General features: G+C 40.4%; 12 protein-coding genes. 11 read left to right on the plus strand and 1 reads right to left on the minus strand.

Annotated elements, in window-relative coordinates:
- Window positions 1-1,000: 1,000 nt before the first annotated feature.
- The 5 genes from secA2 (at window position 1,001) to AC4G47_RS11685 (ending at window position 6,863) form a co-directional block, all read left to right on the plus strand.
- The gene (gene secA2, locus AC4G47_RS11665) at window positions 1,001-3,265 is read left to right on the plus strand and encodes an accessory Sec system translocase SecA2 (protein WP_491106685.1); all 2,265 of its coding nucleotides are present in this window, start codon (window positions 1,001-1,003) and stop codon (window positions 3,263-3,265) included.
- A 401-nt stretch (window positions 3,266-3,666) separates the two neighbouring features.
- On the plus strand, window positions 3,667-3,951 hold the full coding sequence (locus tag AC4G47_RS11670) for a hypothetical protein (protein ID WP_491106091.1): 285 nt from the start codon (window positions 3,667-3,669) through the stop codon (window positions 3,949-3,951).
- A 285-nt stretch (window positions 3,952-4,236) separates the two neighbouring features.
- The gene (locus AC4G47_RS11675) at window positions 4,237-4,656 is read left to right on the plus strand and encodes a hypothetical protein (protein ID WP_491106092.1); all 420 of its coding nucleotides are present in this window, start codon (window positions 4,237-4,239) and stop codon (window positions 4,654-4,656) included.
- 245 nt (window positions 4,657-4,901) lie between these two features.
- The gene (locus AC4G47_RS11680; protein WP_491106093.1) at window positions 4,902-5,450 is read left to right on the plus strand and encodes a hypothetical protein; all 549 of its coding nucleotides are present in this window, start codon (window positions 4,902-4,904) and stop codon (window positions 5,448-5,450) included.
- An 825-nt stretch (window positions 5,451-6,275) separates the two neighbouring features.
- Window positions 6,276-6,863: a hypothetical protein gene (locus tag AC4G47_RS11685; protein WP_491106094.1), complete on the plus strand. Its 588-nt coding sequence runs from the start codon at window positions 6,276-6,278 to the stop codon at window positions 6,861-6,863.
- A gap of 177 nt (window positions 6,864-7,040) precedes the next feature.
- Here AC4G47_RS11685 and AC4G47_RS11690 read toward each other — a convergent pair whose 3' ends face one another.
- Window positions 7,041-8,366, minus strand: coding sequence for a hypothetical protein (locus AC4G47_RS11690; protein WP_491106095.1), 1,326 nt, complete (start codon window positions 8,364-8,366; stop codon window positions 7,041-7,043).
- 740 nt (window positions 8,367-9,106) lie between these two features.
- On the opposite strand from AC4G47_RS11690, the gene AC4G47_RS11695 reads away from it, so the two are divergent.
- The 6 genes from AC4G47_RS11695 (at window position 9,107) to AC4G47_RS11720 (ending at window position 12,432) form a co-directional block, all read left to right on the plus strand.
- Window positions 9,107-10,081: a phosphotransferase enzyme family protein gene (locus AC4G47_RS11695; RefSeq protein ID WP_491106686.1), complete on the plus strand. Its 975-nt coding sequence runs from the start codon at window positions 9,107-9,109 to the stop codon at window positions 10,079-10,081.
- An 87-nt stretch (window positions 10,082-10,168) separates the two neighbouring features.
- Entirely contained in the window at window positions 10,169-10,510 is a 342-nt protein-coding gene (locus AC4G47_RS11700) for a hypothetical protein (RefSeq protein ID WP_491106096.1), read from the plus strand.
- Between the two features lie 64 nt (window positions 10,511-10,574).
- Complete coding sequence (gene fabZ / locus AC4G47_RS11705) at window positions 10,575-11,003, plus strand: 3-hydroxyacyl-ACP dehydratase FabZ (protein WP_458122972.1); 429 nt, start codon at window positions 10,575-10,577, stop codon at window positions 11,001-11,003.
- A 403-nt stretch (window positions 11,004-11,406) separates the two neighbouring features.
- Entirely contained in the window at window positions 11,407-11,550 is a 144-nt protein-coding gene (locus AC4G47_RS11710) for a hypothetical protein (protein ID WP_491106097.1), read from the plus strand.
- Between the two features lie 87 nt (window positions 11,551-11,637).
- Window positions 11,638-11,778 (plus strand): hypothetical protein, encoded by a 141-nt coding sequence (locus AC4G47_RS11715; protein WP_458122970.1) that lies wholly within the window; start codon window positions 11,638-11,640, stop codon window positions 11,776-11,778.
- A 468-nt stretch (window positions 11,779-12,246) separates the two neighbouring features.
- Window positions 12,247-12,432 carry a hypothetical protein gene (locus AC4G47_RS11720; RefSeq protein ID WP_491106098.1) on the plus strand — a complete coding sequence of 62 codons (186 nt, stop codon included), beginning with the start codon at window positions 12,247-12,249 and terminating at the stop codon, window positions 12,430-12,432.
- Window positions 12,433-12,581 lie beyond the last annotated feature (149 nt).

A 12,581-nucleotide genomic window follows, 5' to 3' on the forward strand; every position in this document is an offset into this window, starting at 1 on the left:
CATTCTGTCTTATTTTCACACCTTTTAATCTTCTATAAAAGCATCCGGAATTCTTCCAACTGGTTGTCTACCCAGCTACCAGCACCACGATTTTCTGATGTACTTATGTATTCGATATCTACACCTTCTCAGCCTTTCATAGCCCAACTTCCGTATTATTATTTCGGCAACTCCTTACAATACTCCTTCAACTGACGCTCAACGTGTATTGGCGTTTGATTTACCACTCCCTCACTTTGTACGTTTCTCCAGAAGTGGTTACCGGTCCTGTGCAGCGGTCACCTAGACTGTACTCATCCTTGTCAAAGGCTCTATACATATTAATCGGACAGACTCGGGATTCTGTTTACCTCTATCTATAGCGGTTATTTTTAAGGAACCAAGTTCTTGTCCCAAGCTCAGCACAAGAACATAGTACCGTTGATTGAACAGGACAAGAACAATGTGCCATTGCAGATTAGATTAATATCTAAACATTTAGGTTGTTGGAAATCATAACACGTGACAAAAACGATTTACTATAAAGATCGCAAAATTGATGCTTATAAACTCGTTTTGAGCCAAGGATAAGAACAACATACTATTAATCAGTCAAACAACTAATTTACCGGAATATCATTAAGCTAACGGGCATTTTATTACAATGTCTCTGCAATTTTTACAGAAGATGACGCAGAGAGTGCTTTTCAAAGTAAATAGGAGATCAATATAAGTACGTGAGCTACTGGTGTAATGAGCGACTACCTTATGATGGATTTCTCGCAAATATACCAAATCATTTAATTCAATATTTTGAGATTATATGGAAACTTTCACCAAGTAAGTACGTATGTAAAGTCATACTAGAATACAATTTAATAGGACAAGCCTTCTTGAAGAAAGCTACATCGGAAGCTGGTATCACAGTTACAGTGGGTAGTGTTATTGCTTAGTGAGATTTCAGTAGTTATAGGATCATGACCGAGGAGGGAATAAACCAGTGAGTATAGTCGTCAACTTGATGCGGAGGTTCAAAGACCGCGATGCCCAGCAACAGTTAAAAGGATATCGAGACAAGGTGGAACTCATCAGAAAACGAAATTTGGAGGCTTGGGACGATCAGCGGCTCCAAGAAGAATCTCTCCGCTTGAAAAAGGAAGCAAAGTGGGGAACACCTTTGGATGAGCTACTTGTCGATGCCTATGCGTTGGTCTGTGAGGTAGCGAAGAGAAAGCTCGGATTACAGCCTTTTAATGTGCAGATCATGGCTGCCATCGCTTTGCATGAGAGATTTTTGATCGAGCAGCATACGGGCGAAGGAAAAACACTCTCTGCTGTTATGCCTGCTTACCTAAATGCGCTGACTGGCCAAGGCGTTCATGTGCTGACGTTTAACGATTATTTGGCAAGTCGAGATGCCGAGTGGATGGGTCCGATCTATCGTTTTCTCGGGTTAAGTGTAAACTCAGTTCAAGCTGGTATGAGCCTTTTGGAGAAACAGGAAGCGTACGCCAACGATATAACCTATGTGACGGCTAAAGAAGCGGGATTTGATTATTTGCGCGACACGATCGCCCTAAACGAAGCTGATACGGTGCATCGTCCATTCCACTACGTCATCGTCGACGAAGCGGATTCATTGCTTCTGGACGAAGCGCGGGTGCCGCTAGTCATCAGCGGCGAGTCGAGCTCTTCCAAGAGCGACGACCTTCGTTTCGCAGAAGTGGCTCGGCAGCTCAACGAAGTAGAGCATTACGAATTCGACGAGTTTAAGCGGAACGTATATTTGAATGAAGCTGGCGCTGCGAAGGTGGAGTCCCTGCTCGGAAGCGGCAATTTGTACGATAGCCATAATAGTCATTTCTTAACGTCCTTAAATTGTGCGTTGCATGTGGAAACGTTATTAAAAAAAGATGTCAATTATATCGTGAGAGATGGTCAAATCGAATTAATAGATGAATATACCGGTCGTGTGGCGGAGAACAGGTATTTGCCGGATGGACTGCAAGCTGCGCTTGTGGCCAAAGAAGGACTAGAGTGGAAGGCAGGAGGGAAAATTCTCGGAACGATTACCATTCAACACTTCATTAGTTTGTATCCGGGAATTTGCGGAATGACGGCTACGGCGCAGGCTTCAGCAATGGAATTTGAGAATATTTATGCGCTGCAGGTCGTGAAAATTTCGCCGAATCAGCCAAACATACGGATCGATCACCCGCACCGAATTTACACTCATAAAGAAGCCAAGCTAAAGGCGCTTGTACAAGAAATTTCGTCTATCCATGCGATGGGACGTCCGATTCTCATTGGTACGTCTAGCGTTGAGGAGTCTGACAAACTGGCGGAGGCGCTGGTGAACGCCAATGTACAATGCCATGTTCTGAATGCGAAAAACGACGCAATAGAAGCCAAAATCATAGCTAAAGCAGGAGAAATCGGCGCCGTAACGGTGTCTACAAATATGGCAGGTCGCGGCGTCGACATTCGGCTCGGCGGCGGCAACCCGGAGAAGGCAGAAGTTGTCGCCAAGCTGGGAGGATTATACGTGATAGGTACATATGTGAACGAAAGCGTGCGGATTGACGATCAACTGCGCGGGCGTTCCGGCCGCCAGGGCGACCCGGGAGCTTCCGTATTTTTCGTCAGCTTAGAGGACGAGTTGATGCTTCAGTTCGGAATCCACAAAGTGGTTCGCGCTCCTCGGCAGGAGGAGGCTCTCGAGGAGTCAATGCTCCGCAGTAAAATCGAGCATGTTCAGCGCGTTATTATGGGCCAAAACTTCGATATCCACCAGGAACTGAATAGTTATTCCGATATGGTGGAGGATCAGAGGCGAATTCTATACGCTGAGCGACTCAAAATTTTGAAAGGCGAGCTGCCAATGAGCCCTTCGGAGCAGCGGGTACGGCTTTTTTATATCGACGAGTTCTGGGCTGAACATCTGGCATACGTTTCTTACCTTCGCGAAAGCATCCATTTGGAGAGCATTGCCAGCCGTAATCCAATCGACGAATTTCATGCAAAAATCACCCAGGCCTACGAGCAAATTCCAGCTAAAATCAATAAGGAGTCTACGGATATGCTTACAAAACTTGGGGGTTCAAATGATCCAGAGGAGTGGGAAAAGCTCGGTCTCAAAAGCCCTACTTCCACCCGGACCTATATTATCAATGACCAGTACAGCCAGAATAAGCGGAGTTCATGGACCGGAACGACCGTTTTGGCTTTTTGGGGCAGCAAAATTTTGAAGTTGGCACTGTGGCCTGTATACAGTCTGTCAAAATAGTTATGCAGAGTAGCTTTTTAATTGGAGAAAAAGAGAACTATGCGGAATGGTTGAGTAAACAATCATAAACGCTATCCCAATAAGATCATTTGGTACTTCGGGGGCGAAATTATCTCAGATGCGACAAATTTAGGTTTGAGATAAAACTTACCGGAAAACGGTAGTGCAAAACATGAAAGGAGTAGTTTGCCGTTGGCAGCTGCTCCACTTTTCGTTGAGCTAGAAGCATAAGTTACTATAGGTACGTCTGAGTAGCAAAAAGGAGGAGGAACATGAGGAAAATAATGTGCATTCTACTGCTGCTACTCATGGGGATTGCGATCATTGCTTGCAGTGAACCTCAAGCTGAGAAGCTGACTACAATGACATTATAAGAACTCTATCCAGGGGATATTGCGAACGTGGTTTCTATTGAGATTACGGACGGTGGCTCAGGCGAGCGGAAATTGATCTCTAACCAAAAACTGATCCTAGAGTGGATCGATCAAATAAAAGATATAAAATTAGAGCCTGATTCGAACCAAGAAGACAGAAGTGGCTTCCTGTACTCGGTATCTTTGCGGGAAGATCACAAGAGTAAGTTGGGATTCACTCCGAATTCGCAGGGCGGGCATTATTACATCCACAACGAGGAATTGACAACAAAAATTCAAGAGTTGTTTGGAAACGAGGATTCCCATAAATGATTAATAGGGACCGCACTAAGGCGGCATTATACGCTACGGGAAACGATAGCTTAATAAAACCAAGAAAGCAGCGTGTGAACTGCACCCCAATTGTTAGACACTATCTAGCAATTGGAGGTGCAGTTCAAGTGATCGGCTGCTTTTGTTCAAGTAACAGGCAGTTTAGTTTCGTAGAAAAAAGGTTTTATCTAAGTTTTATAGAAAGTAAAATAAAGTAAATTAACTTCTTGAGCGATTGCACTCCTTTTACGTTTAACAATACAATTAACAAGGAGGAATCAAGAAATGGTTAATGGTAAATCTAGGATAATTGGCCTTGTTGGTTTACTGCTAATTGTAACAATAGTTTTTGTTTGTTCTTATCAGGTTTATCTCAATGTAGGATATGTTCATAATTATTTTTCGCCAAAATTAACATCCGTTATTGATGCTGAAGACATCATAGACGAATGGAACCCTATAATATTTGATGGTAAAGACTCAATTGAATACGATACTATTTTCTGGGACAAGGCCATCATTAATGATGCAAATAGTAACCGAAACGTGTTATTAAGAGTTAAAGATGCGAAAGGGGATATTGTCATTGAGGAATTCCAAGTATCTCCTGGGACCAGCAAGCATTTAGATGGCCTGATTAATGATACAAAGTACTTCTTTGAAATTAAAGCTGAAGAAGGACAATTCATTCTTAATGCAACATAATAAGAACGTAATTGATATTCGAGCCCCACTTTTGATTATTTATAGGAGAAGAGGGGGATTTGGAAATTGTAAAAGTAAAATATTCATTCTACTAATGGGAAACGATAGCTCAATAAAAACAAAGGAGGCAGCCGACCATCGTGATCGACTGCCTCCTTTGTTCAACTAACGGGCAGGTTTGTTGAATGACAAGGGAATAACACACCTCATATAGAATACTTTATCTCTAAAGGGAGGGGAACACATTGCATGATATGATGAATAAGAGACAATTTATTGAGATGACAGTTAAAGAACAACGTTCTGTAGTATTTAAGGTTAATAATCAAGATGAATTTTTCCGTGGTGTTTCTAGAGAACTAAATGAGGGCTACCTATTTGTTGAAACAGAAGAAGGCATAAACTATGAATTTAAAATGGATGACATCATTGAGATTTATGCTACCAAGTCTTCATCTCCAAAGCATAGTGCTATCCAATCCCACAGTTTGATGAAAGTTAGTAAGGATGACCTTGAAAACCTTGTACTCCAGTTTGAAAGTTTAAATGGCGATGTAAAGAAACAAATTACCTCTTCTTTATCAGAAGTGCTTGGTAAGCAAGTGATCATTTCGAAAATGGATATAACTTCATACAATTTATCTGAAATTGAAATGATTGCTAACACGATAAATGGACATATACTCACTATTAAAACACTGGATATTCGTTCCGAACTACTCGAATCATACAACAATATGGATTTACCTCATAAGACTTGTTTTGGGAAAGGGCTAGATCACAATCGAGAATAAGCTAATGACAAGGTAACGTTTAATTAATCAACTAATGGGTAGGGATAGTTAAACAAACAACTGAAAAAACCATCATTATTGCATTAATTGCTGATCACTCAGGAGGGATACCAAATGAATAATACATTGCTTATTAGAAAGGAAGCTATTATTTCATTGAATTTTTTTGATTTATATTCAAAATATATTCCTAAATCGAAGTCGAAATAGGGACGAATTTAAATTCCTTTACATAACATAAAATTGTGAGTTTCAAGAAAACTTTGAAATACGGTTCCGAGAGCTATGGAATGCGGTATCGAAACGAATTTCTGAACATTCTGTAAATTTCCTGGAAGATGAGAAAGATTTGTTTTATCAAGGTTTATTTTATCAAAGTGAAAATAATTTAATTGAATACAATGAGATATATCATTCATAAAAAATATGGTGGCGCAGCTTTGCTGGAGGGTTCTCAGAAGAGAGGTCTATGGATGAAGAGGCCAATAAATATATGAAGAATTAGCAAGTTGGCTTTTAGAAAAAGGAATACAGCCAGAAAAAGAATTGAATATTAGCCTAATTTATGACGATTGTTTATTAGTTGAATTAGTGCCTTCTTCTTATTACACAGTTGTTTCTATTAGAGACTATTATACGAGATACAAAGAGTTGATTTCAAAATTACAGTTAAGCATCTAAGCTAACGGGAGACGTTAGTAACAAACACAGGAGAGCGGCCGGGCTAGTGAGGTGTTATGCTTAATAGGGTATGGAACTTTAAGGTTAATTTAACGTCTAATAAGAGAGATCTACTTTTAGTCATGGTAACTGGGGAGATATCCAATGAAAAAGATTATATTTATTGCAAGCCTATTGATATTAGGGATTTTTCTAATTGTGGCCCTAGAAGGATTACATTTCAAAGAAATAAATGCAATACCAAACGACGTCAAAATTGTGCGGTCCGAAGAAGTTAATGGTTTTGGGAAGGCTGTGTTGTTTGAAGATAAACACGATAAGACATTCGGGATAACTGGATTAAAAAAGGAGTTCAATGTCCTATATCGTTACGTTGGGAGTACAGTTGGTCATTGGATCGAGGAAGACCAACCGTTTGAAACTGCTGGAATTGGTGATTCAAACTATTTTTTAGTTGCGGTAAAAACAGCTAGAGAATCACATATCAAATATATCGCACTTGGAAATCACATAGAGAGTGTTTTGCCCTCTGAAACCTACGAATTATCTCTTGAGAATGTGAAAGCAAATCGTGATGACTACCATTTGAAAGAGGTTATTGATAATTATGTGCTGTTTGTATTAGATGAGTACTCAGAGGATACATGGACAATAAGAGCCTTTAGTAAAGATGGAGACTTAGTAGCAGATAAACTATTTGGTGGAGAAGAGAGATATATTGAATGGGAATGAACTAATTGAACTAACGGGAAACGGTAGCTCAATACTCTAAAAAGGTAACCGATCCTCATTTTTTATGTTGGGCTGTCGGTGACATAAATAAGTAAAAAAAGAAGTGGTGACTCAAGATTGGAACTCAAAAATCAAAGCAGTCCGCAGGTATTCGCGGGACTGCCTTTTCTATTGTGGTTAAAAGTTGTAATTAATGCCTTCGCCAGCGCCTGTGCGGGCGTTGATATATACATGAGAAACGCCTTCGATCCCAGTGACGGGAAATGCATATACGAGCTTGTCGTTGCGGAGCTCTAGCTTTGGCTTACCCGAAACGTTAACTTTTGGGCCAAGCTTCGCGGAGGCTTGCTCCGCTGTCAGCTTCGGGTGAATGGGGAAGGTTTTATTGTAATGGGTATAATACTTAGACGCATCAAAGCTCTTTAACGCACCAGTACGGCGATCAAATTGCCAAACGACTTTCATCTGCGGAATGGAAACCTGCTCCCGGACCGGAATATACTTGAGATAAATGGAGGTTTCTTTTATCTCTTTCGCTACTAATGTCAGACGTTCGTCAGACCATCGCACCATCCAGGCGTCGGCAACCGCGATAACCTGCTTTAAGTCCACAGATTGCTCCACAGCTGCTTCTTCGGGGATTGAGCCCTTGCGTCTCACTTGGAGCACGTGTCCGCTTTTACTTAGTGTTGCAATATAGGAGCTGGTTGGTTTCCCATCGGTGTCCGATAAATTGAAATCCATGACTTCTCCGAACTCGGGGCCGATCCCGCCGGAGGACATGTGGACGATTTGCTTACCTACTCCTTTATTCCAAGCCTCGCCCATGAAAATTTTCGCTTTGGCCGCAAGCTCCGTAGCCGTATAAGTGGTTTCACCGGCGAAAACGGTTCCTGGCTTCAGAGGTATGTAAGGATTCTGGTTGTACAGGAACTCGTTAAAGGCTTTATTGCCGGACGTGAAGACCGAGTCGAGTTGAGACAAGGCCTCTTCCATTTCGGTCGAAATCTGTTGTATATCTGATAAAGAGGAATCAACAGCTTTCTTTCTCATCTGCTCGAGATAAGGTTGGGCGGTCCTCGCGAACGTTCTCAAACGCTGAATTTGTTCTAATTGATCCGGGTTGAGCGAAATTCCCTTCTCGCTGGCGGGATAGGCCAAGTAGCGGCTGCCTTCCGTGATGAACCACTCATACGAGGACCAAGATGGAAAGTTCATTGTAGCAGATGCGCTCCTTACATATTGCAAGATAACATTGGCACTTTCAATCGCAGATTGGAGGGAAACTTGTCGATCTGTAAACGTAGATGCCGCAAGGGACTCCGCAAGCGCATAGTCGAATTCGCGCAGGTAGATCGATTGCATATGCGACCAGTATTGCGTATTGCGCTGTTGTTGTTGCTCCCATTGTTGATTATTCTGATGCTCCGTATAACTGAAATACGTGCCCGCTAATGTTGTCACGCAAAGCAAGCCAATGATGGATTTGGTGCGAACATTCATGTCTATTAAAACTCCCGTCTTTGTCTTCATAATGCTTATCCACTTTAACAAAGATGAGAACACAGTTTAATGAGTAAATATTTCCAATGTAAATCGTTAGTCCGTTGACCAATTCTGCACGCATGAGGCTGATGAAAATACATTAGAGGTGGGAAATAAGATCATTAGAATATTAGATTATTCACGCTAATTTTCGTTATATCTTTTACGACTACTGAACTACCCGAGTCTCTTCAGACAGGTGTGAACGAAGTGGCGTCCATCTTAATTAACGCGCCACTTTTAACGAGATAGACGTGTTCTCCTTGTTGTCAGGCAAATAGCTAGTCTATTGCATTGACAAGATAGGCTGGAAAAGTATAGAAACGATTATCGTAATAGGAAGGATAATCATGGTAAGGATGCAACTGATTTAAAGCATACGCAGTTCCCAGCTATATATGGGTTGTAATAGGTAATTGAGGCAAATGGACATAAGGGTAAATGCCTAATTATTTTTTGGAGAAATCAAGAAACCATTCTACGCTAACGGGAAACGATAGTTGAATAAGGAATTACTTAAGTCGACAACATATTGATTAATTGTTGGTCATTTTCTGTTGTATCCGGACGATACTGTGAACGCGCCTCTTTTTAAACTGATGGACAGTAGAGTTTGTTTATAATCAATCTTGGTCTTCATAACATAAATGTTCCTGATATAATCATTTTATAAAATGGAAACAACTGGGGTGGGTAGTATGTTTTGTGAAGAGGATTATACGAAGGTAGCGAAAGAAGCGTTAATTCAATACCCGATAAATTGTGGGAAAGTTGTATACCTCGGGGAAAGTGATAATGTTACATTCCGAGTTCATACAAAAGACGATAATCCGAAGTTTCTTATCAAAATCCATATCTCGAAGAGTTCCAATTACTCAAAGGAAAATATCGAATCAGAACTCATTTGGCTTGAAGCCTTGGATGAAGATACAGGTCTTGTTGTACCTAATCCTATAAGAAATCTTGAAGGCGATCTGGTCACAGTTATATCAACTGATCATTATGATAATAAATTCCTTGTGACTGTTCACCAGTGGGTTAATGGTAAGGTGCTTAACAGAGAACCAACAAGTAATGAAACTGCAAATTTGGCTCTTTTAATGGCGGCTTTACATAAACATTCTATGAAGTGGAATGCACCTGACGACTTTAATAGACCAATATACAATTCCGATCATTTATATTCTTCACTTAATCAATTAAAACAGTTGGTAAGTTTAGAACTTATGTCAAGTGAAGCATTTGCTTATGTGGAGGAGTCAGCACATAAAATAGCAAAAATGATACAAAGCCATAAAGGAGAACAGAGTAACTGGGGAATCATTCATTCCGACCTTCACGAGAGTAATTATGTGTTTTATGAAGATATTCCTCGACCAATAGATTTTTCGAATTGTGGTTATGGCTTTTATTTATTTGATATGGCTGAAACATTTTTGCATCTTTCAGTTGAAAATAGGAAAATATTCGTTAAATCATATAGTAAAGTAAATCAACTACAAGAAAATTATATAGAGTTATTAGAAGCTTTCTTTATATGGTCAATAATAAGGACTTTCGCATTTCATTCTTTAAATCCAAACGAACAACAATCTTTGGCAGCTAATCTTTCATCAGTTATTCAACATTATTTTATAAAATATTCTAAAGGAGAAAGTTTCTTGTTCAACTAACAGGTGGTTTACCTGTATAGTGACAAAGCATTGAAATTAGCAACCTATTCAAGAAAGTGTTCGTCTAATTACACGGAGATGATCTTAATGACGAAAATGAATAGCTCCATTATAATGTTAGTTTTAGTAGTGTGTATGATTTTTGCAGGCTGTACAAAGGAAAATAATACTGAAATAATATATACTTTCAAAAATAAAAGCAAAAAAATAGTGAATGTTATTGGCGGAGCAGGGTATAGGTTGATAAAAAACAACAAAGTAGTAGACGAAGGTGGTGTACCAACAAAAGACTATATTGATTTGGAGCCTAATCAGGATTATACAGATATAAAGACATTTTCGAAACTGGAGCCAGGCTCATACACATGTGGAATGGAACAAAACTATTGTATCTGCTGCTTTTGTTCAACTAACGGGCAGGTTAGTTGAATAATGGCTGATTTCTCCAAATGACGTTAGAATGGTTATAAGCCAATATTAGAGGAGGAAATCCATGCTTGATATTAATCAAATTAAAGAGCTTATTCCCCATAGATATCCCTTTCTTTTGGTCGATAGAATCTTAGAAATTGTTGAGGGAATGAAAGCCGTTGGAATCAAAAATGTGACTTTCAATGAACCTTATTTCCTTGGTCACTTTCCCGATTATCCTGTCATGCCTAGAGTCTTGATTGTAGAAGCACTGGCACAGGTGGGTGGTATCGCAATGTCCAACGTAGAGAGCAATAACCATAAGATTGGGTTACTGACTGGTATTGATAATTGTCGGTTCAAAAAGCAAGTAAAACCAGGGGATCAACTCCATCTTGAATTCGAAGTGAACCGAACCAAGGGACAGATTGTCAAAGGAACAGGCATCGCAATGGTAAACAATGAATTGGTTTGTGAAGCAGAAATAATGTTTGCATTTAGTTCTATTTAGGCATTCAACTAACGGCAAACCTTAGCTTAATACATAATAAAGCAGCTGACACAGTGTGATCGGCTGCTTTATTCAACTAACCGCCTGAATATTAAGGAAGGTAAAAGAATACATAATTCAGCATCCCAAAATAATTTGATTACGTAATTTTAGCAATCGAGGAGTTATGTAAGTGCCATAAAACTAAAAGGAGTAACTTTTACTATGAAGGATTTACATAATTTTGTAAAACTTTTCCTCAAGCTTTGGCCTGTGGAGTTTTTTTGTTTTCACCTTCTGCTATAAAATTTCACAATTTCATGTAAAGTAAAAAGAATATTCTTGTCAAAATGTAAAACACAAGTCGAATTCCCTGAATACCAAAGTAAGTTTGTGTTGTTCAAACCAAATGAGGAGGACACTTGTGACCTACATTGTTCATATACGAGTCAACGACTCGGCAATTCAGACGGTGGTCGAGCATTTGCGTGAGGTAAGCAGAGCCAGTGACGAGCCGGGGCAAAATGGACGTGGAACATCTGGCAGCGCTGGCAGGATTATTACATGATATGGGCAAGTTCACCGATGAATTCAAAAACTATATCCAGCTTGCCGTCGTCCAAATGGTGGGCCTGACCAGAAGGTACCAAGTCGGATGACAGCAGAATGGCTGGCGAATTGCATCATCTCACACCATCAGGGACTGCGGGATTATGTATCACCGGACCGGGAATCTCCTTATCTGAAACTTGTCCAGAATAATGATCTGCCTCATTATGAGCAAGCCAAGCAATAATTCCATCAGCATGTAACAACGGAAGAACTTGACCACTTATTAGCTCAAGCCGTCGAAGAATGAAAGAATTTTATCGTAAAGCCGCTGATCACGGCTTCACTCATGACGAAATACATATTTAGTTGTATGATCGATGCAGACCGAAGTAACACCCGAGAGTTTGAAGAGAACGAGCCTCCGGCTGAGGCGCCGGATTACAAGCTTTTTTCAAAAAAAGTTACGATGCCCTTATGAACGACCTTCATCAGATAAGCTCGAATAATCCGATTGAGGCGTTGCGTCAGGAGAGATTTCCGATCTATGCGAACAGTTTGCATTTCGTGAGTCGGACATTTACTCCTTGTCTATTCCCACAGGTGGAGGCAAGACGCTTGCGAGTATGCGCTGGAACACAGAAAGCAACGCATTATTTACGTTGTACCGTTCACCACCATAATCGAACAGAATGCTGCGGAGATCCGCCGTATTTTGCCGGGGGACAATGATGAGGAAGGAATGATTCTGGAACACCATTCCAATGTGGTCGATAACCAGGATGATGAAAGACAAGACGATGAAGATGGCGAACGTTATGATATGAAACGTAAACAATTGAAGCTGGCGCGGGATCATTGGAATCGCCCGATTATTTCACAACGATGGTACAGTTTTTGAATACGTTTTATGGTCATTCTCTTGAAGGTGTTTTGATTTGTCTCACGTTACGGGGTCAGTCCATAGGACCCTCTATGCGTAAACAGTTGTTTTTTGGAAGATATATTGCCGTCCTAGCGACTGAACGAGCGAATCTTAACATGTAACCT

This window comes from Paenibacillus sp. Negev47 (genome assembly GCF_058313655.1).